At 72.2% G+C, this 20,869-nt stretch carries 25 protein-coding genes; 11 read left to right on the top strand and 14 right to left on the bottom strand.

All coding sequences use genetic code 11. From position 1 onward, the window contains the following. Window positions 1–72: 72 nt before the first annotated feature. Window positions 73–1,842, top strand: coding sequence for a serine/threonine-protein kinase (locus ACIO3R_RS21330; protein WP_402107724.1), 1,770 nt, complete (start codon window positions 73–75; stop codon window positions 1,840–1,842). 127 nt (window positions 1,843–1,969) lie between these two features. Continuing rightward, on the top strand, window positions 1,970–4,582 hold the full coding sequence (locus ACIO3R_RS21325; RefSeq protein WP_402107721.1) for an alpha-L-rhamnosidase C-terminal domain-containing protein: 2,613 nt from the start codon (window positions 1,970–1,972) through the stop codon (window positions 4,580–4,582). 16 nt (window positions 4,583–4,598) lie between these two features. On the opposite strand, the gene ACIO3R_RS21320 is transcribed toward ACIO3R_RS21325, so the two are convergent. The 3 genes from ACIO3R_RS21320 to ACIO3R_RS21310 all read right to left on the bottom strand — a co-directional run bounded on the left by ACIO3R_RS21320 (window position 4,599) and on the right by ACIO3R_RS21310 (window position 5,870). Beyond that, complete coding sequence (locus ACIO3R_RS21320) at window positions 4,599–4,919, bottom strand: hypothetical protein (RefSeq protein ID WP_402107719.1); 321 nt, start codon at window positions 4,917–4,919, stop codon at window positions 4,599–4,601. Between the two features lie 81 nt (window positions 4,920–5,000). Then, on the bottom strand, window positions 5,001–5,204 hold the full coding sequence (locus ACIO3R_RS21315; RefSeq protein ID WP_402107716.1) for a hypothetical protein: 204 nt from the start codon (window positions 5,202–5,204) through the stop codon (window positions 5,001–5,003). 99 nt (window positions 5,205–5,303) lie between these two features. Continuing rightward, the gene (locus tag ACIO3R_RS21310; protein WP_385035365.1) at window positions 5,304–5,870 is read right to left on the bottom strand and encodes a TetR family transcriptional regulator; all 567 of its coding nucleotides are present in this window, start codon (window positions 5,868–5,870) and stop codon (window positions 5,304–5,306) included. 121 nt (window positions 5,871–5,991) lie between these two features. Between ACIO3R_RS21310 and ACIO3R_RS21305 the strand changes: the two genes are divergently transcribed. The 4 genes from ACIO3R_RS21305 (at window position 5,992) to ACIO3R_RS21290 (ending at window position 8,257) form a co-directional block, all read left to right on the top strand. Further along, window positions 5,992–6,921: an SDR family oxidoreductase gene (locus ACIO3R_RS21305; RefSeq protein ID WP_402107713.1), complete on the top strand. Its 930-nt coding sequence runs from the start codon at window positions 5,992–5,994 to the stop codon at window positions 6,919–6,921. A gap of 20 nt (window positions 6,922–6,941) precedes the next feature. Further along, complete coding sequence (locus ACIO3R_RS21300; protein WP_402107711.1) at window positions 6,942–7,220, top strand: hypothetical protein; 279 nt, start codon at window positions 6,942–6,944, stop codon at window positions 7,218–7,220. Window positions 7,221–7,279: 59 nt separating this feature from the next. Further along, window positions 7,280–7,651, top strand: a complete 372-nt coding sequence (locus ACIO3R_RS21295; RefSeq protein WP_385035371.1) for a DUF4267 domain-containing protein — start codon at window positions 7,280–7,282, stop codon at window positions 7,649–7,651. Between the two features lie 111 nt (window positions 7,652–7,762). Next, window positions 7,763–8,257 (top strand): cupin domain-containing protein, encoded by a 495-nt coding sequence (locus tag ACIO3R_RS21290; protein WP_402107708.1) that lies wholly within the window; start codon window positions 7,763–7,765, stop codon window positions 8,255–8,257. A 127-nt stretch (window positions 8,258–8,384) separates the two neighbouring features. On the opposite strand, the gene ACIO3R_RS21285 is transcribed toward ACIO3R_RS21290, so the two are convergent. From ACIO3R_RS21285 to ACIO3R_RS21275, 3 genes are all read right to left on the bottom strand, one after another. After that, window positions 8,385–9,383: a phosphotransferase family protein gene (locus ACIO3R_RS21285; protein WP_402107705.1), complete on the bottom strand. Its 999-nt coding sequence runs from the start codon at window positions 9,381–9,383 to the stop codon at window positions 8,385–8,387. 103 nt (window positions 9,384–9,486) lie between these two features. Further along, on the bottom strand, window positions 9,487–9,642 hold the full coding sequence (locus ACIO3R_RS21280) for a hypothetical protein (protein WP_385035377.1): 156 nt from the start codon (window positions 9,640–9,642) through the stop codon (window positions 9,487–9,489). A gap of 71 nt (window positions 9,643–9,713) precedes the next feature. Next, window positions 9,714–10,862: an FAD-dependent oxidoreductase gene (locus ACIO3R_RS21275; RefSeq protein WP_402107703.1), complete on the bottom strand. Its 1,149-nt coding sequence runs from the start codon at window positions 10,860–10,862 to the stop codon at window positions 9,714–9,716. Between the two features lie 142 nt (window positions 10,863–11,004). Between ACIO3R_RS21275 and ACIO3R_RS21270 the strand changes: the two genes are divergently transcribed. Both ACIO3R_RS21270 and ACIO3R_RS21265 read left to right on the top strand, forming a co-directional pair. Continuing rightward, window positions 11,005–11,676 carry a TetR/AcrR family transcriptional regulator gene (locus ACIO3R_RS21270; RefSeq protein WP_402107701.1) on the top strand — a complete coding sequence of 224 codons (672 nt, stop codon included), beginning with the start codon at window positions 11,005–11,007 and terminating at the stop codon, window positions 11,674–11,676. Window positions 11,677–11,826: 150 nt separating this feature from the next. Beyond that, window positions 11,827–11,949 (top strand): hypothetical protein, encoded by a 123-nt coding sequence (locus tag ACIO3R_RS21265; protein ID WP_402107699.1) that lies wholly within the window; start codon window positions 11,827–11,829, stop codon window positions 11,947–11,949. Window positions 11,950–12,166: 217 nt separating this feature from the next. Here ACIO3R_RS21265 and ACIO3R_RS21260 read toward each other — a convergent pair whose 3' ends face one another. The 5 genes from ACIO3R_RS21260 to ACIO3R_RS21240 form a co-directional block, all read right to left on the bottom strand. Next, entirely contained in the window at window positions 12,167–12,514 is a 348-nt protein-coding gene (locus tag ACIO3R_RS21260) for a DoxX family protein (protein ID WP_402107697.1), read from the bottom strand. 109 nt (window positions 12,515–12,623) lie between these two features. Further along, window positions 12,624–13,295 (bottom strand): class I SAM-dependent methyltransferase, encoded by a 672-nt coding sequence (locus ACIO3R_RS21255; protein WP_402107695.1) that lies wholly within the window; start codon window positions 13,293–13,295, stop codon window positions 12,624–12,626. Window positions 13,296–13,363: 68 nt separating this feature from the next. Then, a complete protein-coding gene (locus ACIO3R_RS21250) occupies window positions 13,364–14,377 on the bottom strand; it encodes an NAD(P)/FAD-dependent oxidoreductase (RefSeq protein ID WP_385035389.1) in 1,014 nt (337 codons plus the stop codon). Next, window positions 14,374–14,901: an isoprenylcysteine carboxyl methyltransferase family protein gene (locus ACIO3R_RS21245; protein ID WP_402107692.1), complete on the bottom strand. Its 528-nt coding sequence runs from the start codon at window positions 14,899–14,901 to the stop codon at window positions 14,374–14,376. The genes ACIO3R_RS21250 and ACIO3R_RS21245 overlap by 4 nt, the downstream gene beginning before the upstream one ends. 12 nt (window positions 14,902–14,913) lie before the next feature. After that, entirely contained in the window at window positions 14,914–15,969 is a 1,056-nt protein-coding gene (locus ACIO3R_RS21240; RefSeq protein ID WP_402107691.1) for a type III polyketide synthase, read from the bottom strand. A gap of 118 nt (window positions 15,970–16,087) precedes the next feature. Here ACIO3R_RS21240 and ACIO3R_RS21235 point away from each other — a divergent pair, with 118 nt between their 5' ends. Next, window positions 16,088–16,957 (top strand): UbiA family prenyltransferase, encoded by an 870-nt coding sequence (locus ACIO3R_RS21235; protein WP_402107688.1) that lies wholly within the window; start codon window positions 16,088–16,090, stop codon window positions 16,955–16,957. Window positions 16,958–17,251: 294 nt separating this feature from the next. Here ACIO3R_RS21235 and ACIO3R_RS21230 read toward each other — a convergent pair whose 3' ends face one another. Beyond that, window positions 17,252–17,986 carry an SDR family NAD(P)-dependent oxidoreductase gene (locus tag ACIO3R_RS21230; RefSeq protein ID WP_402107685.1) on the bottom strand — a complete coding sequence of 245 codons (735 nt, stop codon included), beginning with the start codon at window positions 17,984–17,986 and terminating at the stop codon, window positions 17,252–17,254. Window positions 17,987–18,320: 334 nt separating this feature from the next. After that, on the bottom strand, window positions 18,321–18,503 hold the full coding sequence (locus ACIO3R_RS21225; RefSeq protein ID WP_385035397.1) for a DUF6381 family protein: 183 nt from the start codon (window positions 18,501–18,503) through the stop codon (window positions 18,321–18,323). Window positions 18,504–18,700: 197 nt separating this feature from the next. Between ACIO3R_RS21225 and ACIO3R_RS21220 the strand changes: the two genes are divergently transcribed. Continuing rightward, window positions 18,701–19,408 carry a ribonuclease H gene (locus ACIO3R_RS21220; protein WP_385035399.1) on the top strand — a complete coding sequence of 236 codons (708 nt, stop codon included), beginning with the start codon at window positions 18,701–18,703 and terminating at the stop codon, window positions 19,406–19,408. 152 nt (window positions 19,409–19,560) lie between these two features. Continuing rightward, window positions 19,561–20,295: a CDP-alcohol phosphatidyltransferase family protein gene (locus tag ACIO3R_RS21215; RefSeq protein ID WP_402107682.1), complete on the top strand. Its 735-nt coding sequence runs from the start codon at window positions 19,561–19,563 to the stop codon at window positions 20,293–20,295. On the opposite strand, the gene ACIO3R_RS21210 is transcribed toward ACIO3R_RS21215, so the two are convergent. Beyond that, on the bottom strand, window positions 20,264–20,710 hold the full coding sequence (locus ACIO3R_RS21210) for an adenylyltransferase/cytidyltransferase family protein (RefSeq protein WP_402107677.1): 447 nt from the start codon (window positions 20,708–20,710) through the stop codon (window positions 20,264–20,266). The two genes, ACIO3R_RS21215 and ACIO3R_RS21210, sit on opposite strands and share 32 nt — an antisense overlap. Window positions 20,711–20,869 lie beyond the last annotated feature (159 nt).

The following is a 20,869-nucleotide window of genomic DNA, read 5'->3' as shown; positions in this document are numbered from 1 at the left end:
CTCAGCGCGTGGACCCCCGTTGTTCGGGCGGGAGTTGTGGTCCGGCGTGCAGGGATGTGGCACAGTCGGGCCGTGGACGCACTGAGGCCCCAGGACCCCGCGCGCATAGGCGCCTACCAGCTGCTCGCCCGTCTCGGCGCGGGCGGGATGGGGCAGGTGTACCTCGGCCGGTCTCCCGGTGGACGGCTGGTGGCCGTCAAGGTCATCCGCGACGAGATCAGTGATCATCCCGACGCGCTGGCCCGGTTCCGGCGCGAGGCCGCGACCGTCGAGGCCGTGCGCAGCGCGTACACCGCCCAGCTGATCGAGGCGTCGCTCGACACGTCTCCCTACTGGCTGGCCACCGAGTACGTCGCAGGGCCCACGCTGCGCGGCGCCGTCGGCGCGAACGGCCCCTTCCCGCCGGACAGCGCGCTGCGGCTGCTGGCCGCGCTCGCCGAGGGACTGGCCGCGGTCCATGTGCACGGAGTCACGCACCGGGACCTGAAACCGCACAACGTCATCCTCTCGCCCCAGGGACCGCAGCTGATCGACTTCGGGATCGCGCGCGGGCTCGAACAGTCGGTCCTCACCCGGGACGGGATGGTGTCCGGGACGCCGGGCTACGCGGCCCCCGAGGTCCTGCTCCGCAACGAGGCGGGCCCGGCGGCGGACGTCTTCGCGCTGGGCGCGACGCTCGCGTACACGGCGACGGGCCGGCCGCCGTACGGCACGGGGGACGCGGCATCGGTCAGTTACCGGGCCGTGTACGAGGAGATCGACCTGGCGGGAGTGCGGACGGACCTGGCCGCGCTCATCCGGATGTGCGTCGACAAGGATCCGGCGGAGCGGCCGAAGCCGGCCGCCGTGATCGCGCTGTGCGGGGTGGACTCGCCGCTGGCCTCGGACGCCCACTACCACGCGCTCGTCCGCGCCGCCGAACCAGGCCTCGTACCAGGGGACTTGAACCTGCCCCTCATGCCGTCCGGTGCGCACGCGGAGGCGGAAACGGTGCCGGCCCCGGGGACCACCGCCCCGACCAGGCGGACGGAGCCCGAGCCGGCCGACCGGCCGGTGGAGAGCCCCGCGACGGCCGCCGCCGCGCAGCCGGCCGGCACCACCCCGTACGCCCGCCAGGACCAGCAGCGGCGCCCACGGCGGGGACGGGGCTGGCTCGCCGTGTGCGCGGTGGCGCTCGCGGTGCCCGCGACGGTCTGGCTGCTCCCGGAGACGGAGGGCAAGGGCACCGACGCCGCACCTGGGGCCGGGCCCGGGGCCACCACGTCCGGCCGTCCGGCCGCGAGCCGTTCGGCGACCGCGGACACGGCGGAACGCCCGCCGGACCACATCGTGAACGACCGGGTCTCGCAGGACCGCTGGACTCTGTCGGACGATCCGGAGCAGGCCGCTCTGGGCAGCGGCGGCTGCGATCCGGACAACCTTCCCGAGACGTTTCCGCCATCGGGGCTGATCTCCTCCGTGTCGCACGCCACGGGCTCCGGCACCGCCGGGGTGTCGATGCGGTTCGAGCACGCGGGGGAGGGCAAGCGACCCGCCCCCTACTACGTCTCCGTGGGCGTGCGGCCCCCGCACGAGACCGACCGTGCCACCGGACGGCCGCTCCGGTCCGAGTCCAAGGGCATCGGTTTCACCAGCAAGCCCGTCGACATCTACTCCCGCTGGTCCTCAGGCGGAGCCGTCAAGCTCAAGTACCCCGACGACTTCCGGGCCCACTTCGGCAAGAAGACCCTCGACGCGATCCCGGTGGGGGACGACCGGGGCGACTGGACCGTGGTGATCTACCACGTCGAGGGCGGGCCCACGAAGTACACCTCCGTCGTGTGCAACGGCTTCCACGCCTGACACAGCAGCTTCCGCACACCCCTGTACGGGGTCGCCCGCCTCGTATAGCGTCGCCGTGACGTTTGGCATTGAAACGATTCATGTGTGCGTCCGTCAGTGAGACGCGTCTACGGAAGGACGTCGGAACGTGACGAGTGTGGGCAAGAGGAAGCCGGGGCCGAAGCGGCGCACCGTACTCGAAGCGGGCGTCGGCGGCGCGGCGTCGCTCGCGGTCGGACTGCCGCTCGTCGCGGGCGGTACGGCGGCCGCCGCCGGGGCCGCGCCGGAGCCCGGGGACTCGTGGCACCGCTACGTCCAGGGGCCGTCGCACCGGACCGTACGGCCGGTGGGGATCGTCCGGACAGCGGGGGACGTGAGCGCGCCCGAGGCACTGCTCGCACCCGGCGGCGGGGTCACCGTGCTGCGGCGCGCCCAGCCACCCGCCGCGCCGCGCTGGCCGCGGGGGACCACGGCAGAGGCGTCGTCCACGCACGCGGGCAACAACGGGAGCGACGGCCGACCGCGCACCTATGCCGCGGACAACGCCATCGACGGCGACCCCGACACCTTCTGGAACGACGACACCGAGCGCGCCTTCCCCGACACACTGACCATCACCCTGCCCGGGGAGCAGCGGCTGCCCGGTGTGACGCTGGTGTCCAACGCCGACGGCGTACCCGCCGACTTCACCGTCGAGGTCTGGGCCGACGCCGCCTGGCGGACCGCCGGCACGGTCACCGGAAACACCGACGTACAGCGCGCCGTGCGCTTCGACCCACCGGTCGCGACGGACCGGGTACGCATCGCCGTAACGGCCGATCAGGACGCCGGGCAGGGGGTGTTCACCCGTGTCAACGAGGTCTGGCCGGACGCGGTGGCCCCGGTCACCCCTCCCAGCGTGACCATCGACTTCGGCAAGGTCGTCGTGGGCTACCCGGAAGTGGACTTCACCCGGGCCTCCGACAACAGCCCCGGGGTGCGCCTGGCGTTCTCCGAGACGCTCCAATACCTCACGGAACGCTCCGACTTCACCCGCAGCGACCAGGCGGGCGGCGCGGGCCGGGGCACCGACCAGTACGCCGTGCCGGCCGGCGGTGCCAGATGGAAGGACACCAAGGGCTTCGGCTCGGGCGACGACAAGCTGTACGCCGACGGGCTGCACGGCTTCCGCTATCTGAAGATCACGCTGGACGCGCTGCCGTCCGACGCGCCGGCCGCCCAGCCGTGGGGCGAAGTCGCCATCGACGCCGTGTCGTTGGACTTCACCGCCTACCTCGGCACGCCGGATTCCTACCGGGGCTGGTTCCTCTGCTCCGACGAGGAACTGAACCGCTACTGGTACGGCGCCTCGTACACCAACGAACTCGTCGTCGACACCTTCCGCCGCGACGACGTGGACCCGCGCAACGCCTTCAGCCCGTCACTGGACGGAAAGCTGGTGCTGCACGACGGCCCCAAGCGGGACCGGGACCCGTACGTGGGGGACGTGGCGGTGGCGGGGCGGACCCTCTACCTCACCCATGACGACGCGGCCGAGGCCGCCCGCAACGTGCTGGCCGACCTCGCCGACCACCAGCGCGACGACGGGTGGATCCCGCCGGCGTCCATCAACGACTACACCCTCCCGCTGTTCGACTACCCGCTCTGGTGGGTGACGTGCAGCTGGGACTACGTGCTGTACACCGGCGACCAGGACTACGCCGCTCGCTACTACCCGCAGTTGGTGAAGGTGCTCGACACCTGGTACCCGAGCGTGACGGACGGGGCGGGGCTGCTCAGCAAGGGGCTGAACGGCACGTCCGGCTACGGCGACTACGCGTTCCTCGGCCGCACCGGCCGCGTCACCTACTACAACGCCAACTACGTGCAGGCGCTGCGCGACGCGGCCCGTATCGCGGGGCTCCTGGGCCACGACGCGGACGCCCGGCGCTGGTCGGAGCGGGCGGACAAGGTGGCCGGGGCGATCAACGACCACCTGTGGGACCCGGCGGCAGGCGCCTACCTGGACTCCGCGACCGGCCCCGTCAGGCACGCCCAGGACGGCAACGCCATCGCCATCACCGCGGGTGTCGCCGACGCGGAGCGGGCGGCCTCCGCACTGGCCCACCTCGACGCGACGACGAAGCTCAGGTACGGCAACGCCTTCATGGACAACGACACACTGTTCGGCGGAGCCTCCCAGCGGGTGTACGCCTTCACGTCCTACCCGGAACTGGTGGCGCGCTTCGAGACCGGCCGGCCGGACTCGGCGATCGACCAGATCAGACGGACCTACGGCTGGATGGACACCCATGACCCCGGCATCACCCAGTGGGAGGGCATAGGCCCCAACGGCTCGCTGTACGAACAGGGCTACACGAGCATGGCGCACGGATGGTCGACGGGTGTGCTGCCCGTACTCACCCACCAGCTGCTCGGCGCGAAGCCCACGTCGCCCGGCTACGCCACCTGGGAGGTGCGGCCGAACCCCGGTGAGGTCCGCTGGGCGCAGGGCAGGCTCCCCACACCGCACGGGCCGCTCGGCGTGGAGTGGAACCGGGACGGTGCGGCCTTCTCCCTGACCGTGCGGGTCCCGCGGGGTACGCGCGGCTCGGTGGCCCTGCCCACGGACGGCCGGCGCGTCACGGTGCGCTCCGGACGGCGGACCCTGTGGAAGGACGGCCGGGCGCAGGGCCCCGGGGTGCACGGCGACCCCCGGCGTGTGACGGTCACCGGTCTCACCCACGGCACGCATCACCTCGCCCTCGCGCGCGAACGCTGAACCCTGCCCGGCCCGGTCAGGCGGCGTAGGCGGACACCGTCAGGGTCTCGGAGAGGACGCGCCACAGAGCCCAGGCACCCGCACGGCTCGCCGCACTGCACAGCGTCCTCTCCGTGCACCGGGTCGGGGTGTCCTGCCAGGCGCTGACCACCAGGCAGTGGAGGCCGAGACGGCTCGCGAACGTGAAACGGATGTGCAGGCCGTCGCCCAGGTCATGGCCGGGAAGCGTCGCGATCTGAAGGCTGTCGTCCTCGATCGACTCCACCCGGACCGGGTTTCCGCCCAGCAGGTCGCATTCGTCCGCCGGACGGATCACGGCCGGGCAGTCGCCGCTCACCGGGAACAGCCAGAAGTTTCCGGTGAGCTGCTCGCGGATGTCGTGCGGTGCGGTGAACGGGTGGAAGCCCAGCGAGTAGCCCTACCGGTACAGCTGGTTCGGACCGGTCGACGGTGTCACGGCGTACGAGGGGGACGGCAGCGCCGCGAACAGGAGCGCGGCGACGAGCGGAGCGGCCGGTGCGGCACGGGCCGACGCGCTGACCGCCTCCAGGGCGGAGCCGAGGAGCGTCCGGCGCCGAGTGCGGCCTGACTTCCGCATCAGCACCTCCCGGACCGCGGACATGAGCCAAGTGGAAGGTATGCGCTGACGCGCGTTCCGGCATCCCGGCACCCGCCCGGGGAGTCGGTGGGGAACAGGCGGGTACGGCGCCCGGGACGAGGGTTACCTGCCCGCTGTCACGGCCTTGAGCGCGTCGAGCGACTCCCGGATGAGCTGCGGCATGTCCGGCCGGCCGGTTCCGGCGATCCACCGCTCGAACGTCACCTTGAAGACGGCGATCCCCGCCTCGGCGGCCAGGCTCGCTGCCGGGTCCGGGACGCCGCGCAGACGCAGTGTCTCCGCGATCGCCGTGGACAGCCTCGCGAGCTTGATCAGCTCGCGTTCCTGCAGCTCGGCGTTGGCGGCGATGATCGTTTGGCGCTGCCGGGCGTACTCGTGACGGTCCTGGAAGACGGCCGCGGCGGCATCGAGCGCCGCGGCCACCGCGTCGATCGGCGCCGCGGACTCGGGCACGCCCGCGAGCGTGTCCACGAAGAGGTCCTGAAGGGTGGACGACCCCGCGAACAGGACCTCGCGCTTGTCGGCGAAGTGCCTGAAGAACGTCCGCTCCGTGAGCCCCGCACGCCTGGCGATCTCGGTCACGGTCGTCCGCTCGAACCCGCGCTCGCTGTAGAGATCCATCGCGGCCCGTTCCAGCCTGCCGCGCGCGTCCGGCTCCCATCGACTCATGGCGGCGATTCTATGTGATGACAGTGACTGGCATCAGGTGTAGGTTGATGACAGTCGCTGACATCGACTGTCCGTCGCGCTCGCCGCGGTACGGGCGGTCGGACCAACCGGGAGGTTTCCCATGCGCGTATTCATCACCGGAGCGTCGGGCTGGATCGGTTCCGCCGTCGTTCCCGAGCTCATCGGCGCGGGTCATCAGGTCGTCGGACTCGCTCGCTCGGACGCCTCGGCCGCCGCGCTCGACGCGGCCGGGGCCGAGGTGCGGCGTGGCGCTCTCGACGATCTCGACGCCCTGCGGAGTGCGGCTGAGGCCTCCGACGGCGTGATCCACCTGGCGTTCAAGCACGACATCGCCTTCTCGGGCAACTTCCAGGGTGCTGCCGACGCGGACCGTGCGGCCATCGAGACATTCGGCGAGGCGCTTGCGGGTTCCGACCGGCCCTTCGTCATCGCCTCCGGCACGATGGGGCTCGCACCGGGGCGGGTCGGGACCGAGCGGGACGGGCGGGGTTCCGATGGCGCGGTGCCGTTCGAGGGTGCGCAGGCCCGGTTGGCCAATGCGCAGTTGACGCTCTCCCTCGCTTCCCGCGGTGTCCGCTCGTCCGCGGTGCGGCTTCCCCCGACGGTGCACGGCGACGGGGACAACGGCTTCATGGCGTCCCTGGTCGGCGTCGCCCGCGACAAGGGCGTCTCGGGCTGCATCGGTGACGGTTCCAACCGCTGGCCCGCCGTCGCCCGGTTCGATGCCGCGCGCCTCTTCCGCCTGGCGCTGGAGCAGGCCCCCGCGGGATCCGCGCTGCACGCGATCGCCGACGAGGGCGTCCCGATCCGGGCGGTCGCCGAAGTGATCGGACGCCATCTCGACGTCCCGGTGGTCTCGGTCCCCGCGGACGGAGCGGACGAGCACTTCGGCTGGCTGGGCGGCTTCCTGGGATTGGACGGCCCGGCGTCGAGCGCGCTGACCCGTGAGCTGCTCGGGTGGGAGCCGACCCACCCGGGGCTCCTTGAGGACCTCGACAAGGGGCACTACTTCGACACCCCGTCCGCGTAACGCCCCAAGCGGAATGAGGGTTGGGCGGCGTCGACCGCGTTGACGACGTCTGTCTGCCGGCGGGTTTCGAGGTGCATCGCCTTGCCGCCGCCCGATCCCTTCCGCCCGCCTTCGGTACCGGCGACTACGGCTCCCTCGCCGAAGGCGTGACCTTCCCGGAGCTCAACACGCTGTTCCTTGGTCTGTGTACCCGCACCTTCGAGGGCGACGCGCCGGGTGACGACGAGTACGTCATCAGTGCGGACGAGAGGCGGTCCGCGGCTCAGAACGCTCCAGATTCTAGCGCCGCTAGGAATTAGTTCACCGACATGCTAGCGTCGAACTCATTCCTAGCAGTGCTCGAAAAAGGAGATGGATCATGCTCACTCCACTCGCCTACGGGCTGGCCATCCTGCTCAACGCCATGGTCATCTTCATCGGAGTGCGGTTCCTCGTGGTGCCGCGCGTCTCCGCCGCCGGGTACGGTGTCCCGGCCAAGGAGGGCGGGGACGCGGCCTACCTGACCATCAAGGGCCTGCGCGACCTCACCTACGGCATACTCGGCCTCGCTCTGCTGGCCTTCTCGGGTGCTCACGCCGCCGGGTTGTTCATGCTGATCGTCAGCGTCCTCCCGCTCGGCGACACCCTTGTCGTTCTGCGCAACGGGGGCACCAGGGCGGTCGCCTTCGGTATCCACTTCGCCACGGCCGTGGTCATGCTCATCAACGCCGCTCTCCTTTTCGCCGTCTGACACCGGAGGCCCGTTCGGGGCCCGTTCCCGCAACGAGATCGACCGCAATCCAGGCAGCCAGGCAGCCAGACAGCCAGACAGACAGGGAGTCAGACAGACAGGGAGTCACAGATGTCGCTGATCGTGCCGGACTTCGACGAGTCCGTTCTCGTCCGCTCCGCCGACGCCGAAGTGATCGGCCGGGCGCCCACCACCATCAGGCTGCTGGCCGACAGCAGTGCGACCGGCGGCGCGCTGTCCACCCAGCGCGTCAGCCTGACCAACGGCGCGGACGGCGCCGAGCCGCACCACCACTCGCGATCGGCCGAGCTGTTCTACGTACTCGACGGCACGGCCCAACTGCTCTCGGGCGAGCAGCTCGTGACCGCCGAACGCGGCGACCTCGTCATCGTCCCGCCCGGCCTCGCGCACGCCTTCGCCGCCGCTCCCGGCGAGGGCGCCGACATCCTCATCGTCATCACCCCGGGCGTCGAACGCTTCGAGTACTTCCGCCACCTGGAGCGCATCGCCTACGGCAAGGTGCCGCCGGAGAGCCTGCTGGAGGTCCAGGAGCTGTACGACACCTACTTCCTCAACAGCGAGGCCTGGAGCAAGGCCCGGGGGTGACGGCTCCGGCCGGCGGGGGAGCGGGCCGGAGCGGTGACCGGCCGCGCCACCAGGCGGCACCGGCGGCCTCCGGTGCGGGGCCATCCGCCACGTACGACGTCCTCGCCGGTGAACGGCGCGGAGCGCGCTACCCGGCCCGGACCAGGGCCAGTGCCTCGTTGAGGTTGTGTTCGGCGACCCCTCGCATGAACTCGCGGTCGGGGTAATCCCCGTCGAGCAGCCGCAGCGGACCCGCTGTCAGCGACAGCCGCTGGGCGAGCATGTAGAGCGCGAGCCGGTCCTCGTCCAGTCCGTCCACCGCCAGCCGCCGGTAGTCGCCGTGGAGGCGGATGCGCAGGAAGACGTGCTCCCACTCGACATCGAAGTACATCAGGTCCTCGATGTCGATCAGAACAGGGTTGCCGTCGCTGTCCACCAGCACGTGGTCCAGGCCCAGTTCGCCGTGGACGACCGAGTACTCGGCGCGGGGGCGCACAGCCCCGGCGAGCACGCGCAGCCGTTCCTCCAGCAGGTCGCGAGCGCCCGCGACCCGCCGATCGCGTGCGGCCGCCTCGGCGAGGCACGCCAGCGCGAAGTCGAGTGCCCGCGCCTCGCACGACGTTCCCCGCGGCGTCCCTCCTCCGTCGATCAGGGCCACCTTGCCGTAAGTCGGCGCACGGTAGCGCCGCATGGCCTCCAGGGCCTCGGCCAGGCGCGTCATCGCGGGCTCCGCGGCGCGCGGGTCACGGCCGAAGAGGTCCATCAGGCTCTCGCCGGGGAAGTCCTCCACGATCGCGAGATCGGCCGGACAGTGAGTGCGGTCCCGGTCGGCCAGGCGGACGGCCGGGACCCGGAGTCCGAGGTCGTCCAGCCGTGCGTGCGCGGCCTCGAACAGGTCGAGCCCGACACCGGGCGAGAACGGATCGGTGAGGTCGCCGTCCCCCGCCGCCGGGGGCCAGTAGTTCTCGGAGTCCTCCCACAGATAGGCGATCGCCGTCGTCGCGTCGTCCATCGTCAGGCGGTACACACCCTTCCTGGTGCCGCCCGCGAGGCGTTCGACCCCGTCCAGCCGGCGTCCGCCGCCCAGCGCGGCCCGTGCCGCCCCTGCCAGCTGATCCCGTGTCACTCTCTTCGGCGCCACGCCCATATCCCGACTCCCCGACTCTCTGGCTCTTCGACCGGACAACCGGGGCACCCTACGCGAGCCGCCGCTCAGCAGACCCCTGCCCCCAGCTGGTCCAGCCGTCGACTCAGAAGGCCGGGCGCCAGGACGCCCCGAAGGGGTCGGCGGAGAGCGGCATGCCGTCGGCAATCCGGCCGCAGACCCGCGCGGCACCGATGACCGCGCCCAGCGTGCCGAAGGCCCGGGAGCTGATGAACCGGGCCCGGCTGCGGGGCGGGAGCACCGCGACGGCACACCTCCGGCAGGGATGGGCGTGGCAGCGCCTGGGCGCTGCGGTTCACCCGTCCCGCCCGCTCATCGACGCGGTCCGTCGTCACCCGGATCCGCGCCGGTGAACATGTCTACGAGGCTCTGCGGCGCTTCGTCGTTGAGGTAGAGCGGGAGCAGTTCCGCCGCCTCGGCGGCGGCTTCGGCGCTGCGGGGGAACAGGGAGTCCTCGTAGGCGGTGAGCGCGGCCTCGACGTCGTCGGGATGTGCGGCGATGGCCTTGCCGAGCTCCGCGCCGTCGAACATCGCGAGGTTGGCGCCTTCGCCGGAGGGCAGCGTCAGATGGGCGGCGTCGCCGAGCAGGGTGACACCCGGGACACGGTCCCACCGGTGTCCGGCCGGCAACGCGTGGAGGATCCGCAGGACCGGCGCGGTCTCGCCGTCGGTGATGAGCGCCGTCAGCTCCGGCGCCCAGCCGTCGAACTCCTCGGCGACGCGGGCCGTGGCCTTGCCGGCGTCGGTGAAGTCGATGCCGTCGCTCCACTCCCTGGCCTTGTTGAGCTGGACGTAGGTGTGCAGGACGCCGTCCGGTTCCCGGTGGGCGACGATCCCCTTCCCTGGCGCGAGCGCGAACATGGACCCTCCACCGACCGCCTTCGCGCTCGCGGGGTGGCGCTCGTCACTGTCGAACAGATACGTCTCGACGAACACCGTGCCGACATACTCGGGCTTCGCCGCGGACAGCAGGGGACGGACGCGTGACCACGCACCGTCCGCGCCGACCAGGAGGCCGGTCGTCACGGTGGAGCCGTCGGCGAAGGTGAGCTCGTGCCGGCCGGCGCCGAGGGGGCGGGCCGCGGCGACCTTGCGTCCCCATTCGATCGTCCCGGCGGGCAGCGAGTCCAGCAGGATCTGCCGCAGCCGGCCGCGGAGTACCTCTGGCCGCTTGCCTCCGCCGTCGTCGGACCGGTCGAACAGCACGGATCCCCGCATGTCGAGCACCCGTATCGCCTCACCGCCCTCGTGGACGAGGCCGAGGAACCGGTCGAACAATCCGGCGGCCTTGAGAGCGGGCTGCCCGTTGTGGTCGTGGATGTCGAGCATGCCGCCCTGGGTGCGGGCGGTCGGCGACGTCTCCGCTTCGTAGACCTTCGCCGGGATGCCGTGGACATGGAGGACGCGGGCCAGCGTCAGCCCTCCGAGTCCCGCGCCGATGATCGTGACGGGAGTGGTCATGGGTGGCTCCTTTCCTGATCGCGGACCGCTGGGGGATACCCGGCGGTCACGCCTGGAACAATGTTCCAGCAGATCCAGGGTGGAACGCCGTTCCAGTCATTGTCAAGCTGGAACGTTGTTCCAGGGCGTCTAGGATGGAGGCATGGCAACCAGGACGCGTCGTCCGGAACGACGGCAGGAACCGCTCTCCGCGCAGCGGATCGTCAGCGCCGCCGTCGAGCTCCTCGACACGGTGGGCGAGAGCGGGCTCACGTTCCGCGCGCTGGCCGAGCACCTCGCGACCGGCCCCGGGGCGATCTACTGGCATGTGACCGGCAAGACGGAACTGCTGGCCGCCGCCACCGACGCCGTCGTGGCCGAATCCGTCGCCGACGACGACGCGGACGCCACGCCGCAAGACACGATCCGGGCCCTCGCGCTCGGCGTGTTCGACGCGATCGACGCCCATCCATGGGCCGGCGCGCAGCTTGCCCGTACCTCGTGGCAGCCGCCGATGCTGCGGGTCCTCGAACGCATCGGACGCGAGGTCCAGGCGCTCAAGGTGCCCCCGCCCGCCCAGTTCACCGCGGTGTCCGCGCTGATGAGCTACATCCTCGGAGTGGCCGGCCAGAACGCGGCCAATACGCAGACGCTCCAACCGGGGACGGACCGGACCGCGTTCCTCGACGCCGTGGCGGCCACCTGGGCCGAGCTCGACCCCGATGAGTACGCGTTCACCCGAACCGTCGCCGGACAACTGCGCGAGCACGACGACCGGGTGGAGTTCCTCGCCGGCATCGACCTCATCCTCACCGGAGTCACCGCCCGCCGGTAGCGGACGGCCGCCCCGCCGGAGGAGGCCGCCACGGGCGGTAGGTCCGGGGCGCACGGAGCGTGGCGGATCGGGGGGTTCGATGGGTGACGGTGAGCTTCGGGCGTCAGCGTCACCTGGCACACCTGGCTCGTACAGGTCAGGGACATCCGCGTGAGCCGTCAGGTGCTGCTCAGCCTCGCGCGGGTGCTGCGGCTCTCTCCGGCCAGGACCCGGCACCTGTGCGCGCCGGCCGGTCAGGTGTCGCTTCCGGAGGCCCCGGACTGGGCCGGCTGACGGTCGACTCCGTGAAGCCGGCGCCCGTGGACACCCCCGGCGTCGCAGTCGTCCCGTGCCTGCCGTCCGACGACGAGACGGCGGGAAGGCTCCCGGCGCTGTGCGCGTACGCAGACAGGGGCGGCTTGCCCGGACAGCGGTTCCGGCGGCTGAGCGACAGCCGCCGGAACCCGCGCGAAAGGGCACCGGACGGGCCGGGCCGGTGACGGACCGCCGTTCAGGCCGCGAACCCCAGCACCAGGGCCCCGACCACCGGTGCCGCGTACACCAGGGGGAACGGGATGTGCGAGTGCCGGTGTGCCCGGATCACCGTGACGACCGCGCCGGCGAAGTACAGCACCAGGCCGGCCCCGGCCGCGACGCCGATGACCGGCACGAACAGACCGGCCAGCAGACCCGCGGCCCCGGCGGCCTTGGCCGCGCCGAGCCAGGTCCACCAGGTGCGGGGGACGCGGTAGTCGGTGAGGGCCTGGACCACCCACTGGGCGCGCAGGAGAAGGGCGCCGGCCGAGTAGCCGGCCATGGCGGCGGCCACGAGAGTGACGACGACGTGAGCGAGGGACATCGTGAGGACTCCTCATCAGGCGGATGCCGGTGCGGTTTCGCTCCGGCACCGCACTGACACGCCTCGACGGGTGAACGTGACACATGCGGCGAAGAAGTTCTCAACCGGCTCACGGGGGCGGCGCGTCCCGGTCGCGCCGCCTGCTTCCTCTGGTCCGCCGGGCGAGCAGGAACAGGTGCGGTTCGGGCGCCGCCTCCGGATGGGCCGGTGTGAACACGCTGCTCCGTTCCGACAGGACCGAGAATCCGGCCCCGGCCACCAGTGCGGTGAATTCCGCGGGCCCGAAGCTGGTCACCCGCACCGGCCGTCCCATGAACTCACCGCTCACGCCCTCCAGGTCCAACGGCACTGTCGCGACGGCCAGATGGCCGCCGGTCCGCAGCGATCGTGCGAGCAGACGCAGCACCTCCGACTGGTCGGCGCGCGACATCTGAAGGAGCGAGAAGTACACACAGGCGGCGTCGAAACTCCCCTCCTCCAGGGGCAGTTCCCGGATGTCCGCACAACGGAACGCGGCCCGGGGCACCTGCCGGGACGCGATGTCCACCATGACCGGAGAGACATCGACACCGAGCACCTCATGACCGGCGTCGGTCAGGGTCTGCGCGGTCGGCCGCCCGGTGCCGCTGCCGACATCCAGTACCCGGCTGTGCGGGGCGAGCCGCTCCAGCAGCTGATCCAACGAGGCGCGGTGCGCGGCCGATCCGGCAAAGGCCTGCTCGTACTCGGCGCCGATGGCGTCGAACACCGTCGCGGCAGTGGGCTGTTGACCTGAATCCATCGGGAATCCACTCCTTCTCGGGCCAACGTCCCCGGCCCCGCCGCTACAGTATTCGCGACGGTCGTGGACTACTGCAACGCGTGCACGGCCGCACCGAAGACGGCCGGTGCGCGGTAGGCGGCGGGGACGATCAGACGGGCGGTCGACGGATGCCGGGCCACCGCCAACAAGCCCTCGGTGAGCAATCGATGACGTCTCGTCAGCCTCCGCCACCGGGCCGGGTAGTCCTGCGGGCGGCCCGCGGCCAGTGCGTCCACCGCCGCGGCGGCCGTCGCCAGGGCCAGGGCCACCCCCTCACCGGTCAGCGCGTCCACGTACCCCGCTGCGTCACCGACGAGCAGGACGCGGCCGGCCCGCCGGTCCAGCGCCCGCCGGCGCAGCGGACCGGCACCGCGCACGGGACCCGCTTCCCGGCCGGCGAGTGAGGCGGCCAGCCGGGGGAACGCCGTCAGATGCTCCTCGTAGGAGCGGCGTTCCCGGCTGAGCACGGCCACACCCACCAGGCCGTCCCCGAGCGGCGTCACGTACGCCTCGCCGCGACGGGACCAGTGGACCTCCACGAACTCCGTCCACGGGGCGATCCGGTAGTGGCGGCGCTGCCCGTACCGGCGCACCGCCGTGCCCGGACCGTCCAGTCCCAGTTCGCGCCGGAGCGGCGAGTGCAGCCCGTCGGCCGCGATCATCCAACGGGCCGTCAGTCCGCCCGCGCTGACCCGGTCGTCGCCCTGTGTCACGTCCGCGAGCTTGCCCGGCACGATCCGGACGCCGAGCCCCAGCGCCCGGCCGTGCAGAGCGGTGTGCAGCTCGGTGCGCCGCACGCCGAGCCCCGTCCGCCCCCGGAACGCCGCTTGGGCGCTGCGCGCGCCCTCGACGTACCGGATGCCGCGCAGCCGGTGTCCGGACACCTCGACGCCCAGGGCACGCAGCTCGGCGACCCCGCTGGGCATGATGCCCTCGCCGCAGGCCTTGTCGACGGGCGAGGCGCGGGGTTCGACGACGACCGTCTCCAGGCCCAGCCGGGCCGCCCGGATCGCCGCCGCCAGACCGGCCGGACCGCCGCCCGCCACCAGGAGGTCGATCACGCCGGAACGTCCGCCGCCGAGGCGGCCGTGAGGGCCGCCTCCTCGCACCGGACACGTACGGTCATCAGCGCCGCGTTGAGAACGGTGAAGAGCACCGCGGTCACCCACGCGCCGTGGACGAGCGGCAGCGCGAGCCCCTCGGCGGCGACGGCGACGTAGTTCGGGTGATGGAGCAGGCGGTACGGTCCGCCGGTCACCAGAGGCAGCCCCGGCACGACGATGACGCGGGTGTTCCACCGATGCCCGAGCGTGCGGATGCACCACCAGCGCAGGCCTTGCGCGGCCGCGACCACGGCCACCATCGCCCAGCCGAACAGCGGCATGAACGGCCGGTCCGCGAGCCGGGCCTCCACGAGGCAGCCCAGCAGCAGCGCCGTGTGCAGGGCGACCATCGCCGGGTAGTGGGCGCGGCCGGTCTCGACGCCGCCCCTGGCGAGCGCCCAGCGGGTGTTGCGGAGCGCGACGACGAGTTCGGCGAGCCGTTCGCCCGCCACGGCCAGCACCAGTGCCGTGTACCAGATCATGTGTCCTCCGACCTACCAGCGCAGCAGCACCAGTTCGCAGCAGAATCCGGGTCCCATGGCCATCAGCAGCCCCGGCGAGCCCGGTTCGGGCCGCCGCTGTTCCCACGTGTCCCGCAGCACGTGGAGTACGGAGGCGGAGGACAGGTTCCCCACCTCGGCCAGTGAGCGCCAGGTGACGTCGAGAGCGCCGTCGGGGAGCGAGAGGACGTCGGAGACGGTCTCCAGGACCTTGGGGCCGCCCGGGTGGCACACCCAGTGCGCCACGTCCTTCGGCTTGAGCCCGTGCTCCGCCAGGAAGTCGCGCACGTCGTCGGCGAGATACCGGCGCACGACATCGGGTACCGCCGGATCGAGCAGCACCTTGAAGCCGGAACCGCGAATGTCCCAGCCCATCACGTGCTCGGTGTCCGGATACATACGGCTGCGGGTCGCCACCACCTCGGGCCCAGCCCCCGTGGCCCGGCCCTCGCCGAGTGCCACCACGGCGGCCGCCCCGTCACCGAACAGCGCGGTCGCCACCAGATTGGCGGTCGACGCGTCGTGGCGCTGGAACGTGAGGGAGCAGAGCTCCACAGAGAGCAGCACCGCCACGTCGTCGGGACGGCCGAGCAGGTAGTCGTGCAGCCGGGCCACCCCGGCGGCCCCGGCCACGCAGCCGAGCCCGAAGACCGGCAGCCGCTTCACATCGGGGCGCAGACCGAGCCGACCCACCAGCCGGGCGTCGACCGAGGGGGCGGCCACGCCGGTGACGGACGTGAACATCAGGAGGTCCACATCGGCGGGGCGCAGCCCCGCCGTCCGCAGCGCCCCGCGCAGCGCCTCCGCGCCCATGTCCACGGCCGAGGCGATGAACACGTCGTTGGCGTCGCCGAACCCGTCCAGCTCCGCGTAGCGCTCCAGGGGCAGCACCATGTTCCGGGTGCGTACCCGGGCGTTCTCGTGCAGCCGGTCCAGCACCCGTCGGTCGGCCCCCGGCGGCAGACAGGTGCGGGCGACCATGTCGGTGACCTCGCGCTGTGTGTGGCGGTACGGAGCCGGGGTGCCGTGAACGGCGGCGATCCGGGTCATCCCGGGTCCTGATTCGGAGGCGTCATGGCCCATCCCTGCCCCACATGGGGGACAAAACACCGCAAACAACCCGTGCGGCTGTCATGCCCGTCCGGCACGCGGTACCTACGATCACGTGATGGGCACCCCCGACCCGCCGCGCGTCTGCACCACGACCGCGTGGCCGCCGCGCCGCGCCGCCGCACTGGCCCGCTCCTGCCATCCGGGCCCGGTGGTCGCGGTGAGCGCGCTGGCCGGGGCGCTGGGCGTCGGCGTCGGCCTCGACGGGATCCGCTGCGCCCTCCTGGTCGCCGCCGTGCTGACCGGTCAGCTCTCGGTGGGCTGGTGCAATGACGCCTTCGACGCCCGGCGGGACGCCGCGGCCGGCCGTCACGGCAAACCGGTGGCCGACGGGTCGGTCAGCCGTCGGACGGTGTGGGCGGCGGCGTTCGCCGCCGCCCTGCTGTGCGTTCCGCTCTCCCTGGCCTGCGGGCTGCTCGCCGGTACGGTGCACCTGGCGGCGGTGACGGCTGCCTGGGCATACAACCTCAGACTGAAGGCGACAGCGCTGTCCTGGCTCCCGTACGTGATCGGGTTCGCCGCCCTGCCCGCGATGGCCGCCCTGACCCTGCCCGGAAGTCCGGGCCCCGCCTGGTGGGCCGTGACGGCCGGAGCGCTGCTGGGCCTGGCGGCCCATCTGGGCGATGTGCTCCCCGACATCGAGGACGACCTGCGCGGCGGGGTGTACGGACTGCCCCACCGGCTGGGGGTCACCGGCACCGGCCTGCTGCTGCCGGTGCCGCTGGTGGCGGCCTCCGCGGTGCTGGCGCTCGGCCCGGCGGGGCCGCCGGGCTGGTGGGGGGTGCTGACCCTGGCGGTGGCGGCGCCGACGGCACTGGCCGGGCTCGTGCTCGGCCGGTACTGGCGCAAGGCCGCGCTCGCCGCCGCCGTGGCCGTGGCGGCGGCCGATGTGGCCCTGCTGCTGGTGCGGGGCGCGGCGCCGGTGTGACCCGGGCGGCCGGGGGCACGGTCCTGGTGCTGGAGAGGTGTTCGGTCCCCGGTCGGTCGGGCTCGCCGAGGTGGTGGGCGGGGCCGTCGCTCTGCTCCAGCAGGCGCAGAATCGGGACGCTGCTCGGGGCGGCGAGCAGCCTGTGGCCAGGAGTCCCTTGTTACGGGCCACGACGTCCACGACGGCATCGGGGAAGTCGAGCAGGCGCTCGTCCGGCGGGGCTCCCGGGCCCAGTGGCGGTGGTCCCGTCGCTTCGGTCGTCCACCGGAACAGGTGACCGTGAGATGCCGGGTGTCAGCGGCCGCCCGCCACGCGCAGAATCGCCCCGGTGGCGTACGAGGCGTCGTCCGAGAGCAGCCAGGCGACGGCTCCGGCGATCTCCTCCGGCTGCCCCGGCCGGCCCAGCGGGATGCCGGCGGCGAGCTTGTCGGGGCGTTCGGGGTCCTCGTGGAATCCGGTCCGGATGACGCCGGGCGACACCGCGTTGACCCGGATGCCGTCCGCCGCGACCTCCTTCGACAGGCCGATGGTCATCGTGTCCACGGCGGCCTTGGCGGCGGCGTAGTGGACGTACTCACCGGGGCCGCCGAGCGTGGCGGCGGCCGAGGACATGTTCACGATGGCCCCGCCACCGGTCCGGCTCATGTCGCGCACGGCCCGCCGCGCGCAGAGCAGGTACCCGACGACGTTGACGTCCAGGGCGCGTCGGAGCCCGGCCGCGTCGGCGTCCGCGAGCGGGCCCGTCGGGCCGCCGACGCCCGCGTTGTTGACCAGCCCGGTGACCGGACCGAGCTCGGCGGCCGCGGACTCGAAGAGCCGGTCGACTCCTGCCTCGTCGGTCGTGTCCAGCTGAACCACGACACAGCGGCGGCCCGTCCCGCGCACGTCGGCGGCGACGGCCTCGGCCGCCGCCGTGTCGGAGCGGTAGCCCAGCGCGATGTCGTGGCCGTCGCCCGCCAGACGTACACAGACCGCCGCGCCGATTCCGCGGCTGCCGCCGGTGACCACGGTGACCGGATGACGACTCATGAATGCCCCTGACGTCTGCGCGAGGACCCGATGCCCCTGCGGAGGAACCATCGTAGGGAGTGAAGATCGAACTCTTCCCGGGCAGGTCCGGGGGCCGGGGGAGAGGGGCCGGCGGAGAGGGCCGCTCGGAGTCGGCCGGAACCGGGTGCGTGGGCCCCGGCCCGGGAATGCCGTGCGGGCGGGGCCACTTGAGGGGGTGGATGACTGACCGGCCGGACCTTCGTCAGGCCGGGCGGATTCTCCTGACCGCGGCGGGCGGAACGCACTGGGCGACCGATGGCCGCCACCCACTCATGGAAGAGCGGCGGTCATCGGTCGCCCGTGAGACGCGTGGCTACAGGGGGAGGTCGCCGCCGCCCCGGCCGGCCTGCTGCTCGCTCTGCTCCTGCAGCTTCCGGGCCTTCTCCTGGAGCCGTCGGCGCTGCTCCGGGTCGTTGGTGCGCTCCGCGGCCTCGGTCATGTGCCTGGCCTTCTCGCGCATCTGATCGGCTCGGCCGGTTTCTCCTGCAACGCTCATCGTCGCTCCTTGAACGGTAGGGAAGAGCGGGCTTTCTCAGAGAACCAGCGCTCCGGGACCGTCGCACTCCGAACCGCTACGTACCGTGAAGGCACCAGGTGGGGCGGGTGACGGGAACGGGCTGCCGCGCCGGTGCGGGCGCCGGCTCCTGCCACCGGCGGGACTCGTGGTCTCTCGACGCTGGCATGATCAGGGGTATGAACGAGCGCATGATCGCCGCGTGTGACGGGGCATCGAAGGGTAATCCGGGGCCTGCGGCCTGGGCGTATGTGGTGGCCGACGCCGCGGGCAGGCCGTTTCGGTGGGAGGCGGGACCGCTGGGCACCGCCACGAACAACGTCGCCGAGCTCACCGCGCTGCAGGAGCTGCTGGAGTCCGTCGACCCCGGTGTGGCGCTTGAGGTCCGGATGGACTCGCAGTACGCGATGAACGCCGTCACCAAGTGGCTGCGGGGCTGGAAGCGCAACGGCTGGAAGACCTCGGCCGGCAAACCCGTCGCCAACCGCGACCTGGTGGCCCGCATCGACGCCCTGCTGAGCGGCCGGGCCGTGGACTTCGTCTACGTGCCCGCCCACCAGGTGGACGGCGACCCGCTGAACGCGCTCGCCGACCAGGCGGCCAGTGAGGTGGCCGTGGCGCAGCGCGCGGCAGGTACCTCGCAGGGTTCCGCGGACCTGCCCGTGCCGGTGGCCGCCCGCGCCTCCGAAGGGCGGCGAACAGCCGCTGCGGTGAAGAGCGCGGGCGGTGCGGCGAAGAGCGCGGGCGGAACGGCCCGCTCCGGTGCCACCATCCGCGCCAGGTTCGCCGGGCGTTGCCACTGCGGGAAGCCCTACGCGGCCAAGGACACGATCGCCAAGAACGACCAGGGCTGGGGCCATCCGGAGTGCCGCACCGCCTCCGCCTGACCCACGCGTCGCCGTGCAATCCCCTGCCGCCCCGTCGGCCGGGCCGGGGCGATCCGGCCCCCGCGACGGGCTCGGCATGCCATGATGCGGCTCCGGCGGAGAGGTCGATGGGCCGCCGGAGGTGTGGGGAACGGCTACACGCTGGGGGGCGTATGGAAAGCACGGGTACGGTGCTGCGCGAACTGCGCGGGGCGCAGAAGTCGGCCAAGGGCGTGTCGCTCTACTCGCGGTACGTGAACCGGCCGGCCGGCCGGATCTTCGCGGCCGCCGCGTTCCGGCTGCGCATGACACCCAATCAAGTCACTTCGGTGAGCGCGGTGTTCACCTTCGCCGCCCTCGCCTCCGTGGCCCTGGGCAGGCCCACGTGGGCGCTGGCCGTCCTGGTCTACCTGGGGCTGGCCGTGGGTTTCGCCCTCGACTCGGCCGACGGTCAGCTCGCCCGGCTCACCGGCCGGGGAGGCCCCGACGGCGAATGGCTCGACCACGTCGTCGACTGCGCCAAGATGATCCTCGTCCACACCGTCGTACTGATCTCGTTCCACCGCTACTTCGCCCTGCCGGGCGACGGCTGGCTGCTCCTGCCGCTCGGCTTCCTGTTCGTGGCCGTGCTGACCTTCTGCGCGGGGCTGCTGCGTGAACAGCTCGGCAAGTCCGCCGCCCGTCCAGGGCCGGGCGGTGACGCCGGGCCCGTGCGGCCGGTCTCGACGCTGCGGGCCGTGGCGCTGCTGCCGGCCGACTACGGGGTGTTCTGCCTGGTGTTCCTGCTGCTCGGCGACGAGACGGCGTTCCGTATCGGCTATGCCGTGCTCGCCGCCGTGCACGCGCTGTTCCTGGTGGCGTTCCTCGTCAAGTGGTTCAGGGAGCTGAAAGCGCTCCGGGCAGGCTGACCATCGAGTCCAGCGCCCGGCGCAGCTGGGTGCTGGACGTGTGCACGGTGTACGGGAAGTAGACGACTTCCACCCCGACCTCGGCGAAGTCGCGTTCGAGCCGTTTTCCCTTCTCCGTGTCCCGCCAGTCGTCCCCCTTGAAGATGACGTCGAACCTGACCTGCTGCCAGGTCTCCACCTTGTCGGGGACGGTCTCGACGAACGCGGCGTCCACGTACCGGATGCTCCGTACGATCTCCAGTCGCTCCGGCAGCGGAATGACCGGTCTGTGGCCCTTCGCGAGCGCGGCCATCTCGTCCGAGACGACCCCCGCGACCAGGTAGTCGCACTGGCTGCGGGCATGCCGCAGGATGTTGAGGTGACCCACGTGGAACAGGTCGTAGACACCCGGCGCGTAGCCGACCCTGTGCACCATCCGTTCTCTCCCCCCACGGTGAACGTGATGTCCGTGTCCCACCGGCAGGTTTCCGGACATCGCATCCGGTCCGGTGGGATATCGGCATCGGTGTTGATCGTGCAACGACCTTACTGTGAAGACCACTTGCTCATCTCGTGAACGGATAAGCTCACTTTT

The organism is Streptomyces sp. NPDC087428 (genome assembly GCF_044744085.1).
Classification (GTDB): domain Bacteria; phylum Actinomycetota; class Actinomycetes; order Streptomycetales; family Streptomycetaceae; genus Streptomyces.
This window is presented reverse-complemented; position numbering and strand designations above follow the sequence as displayed.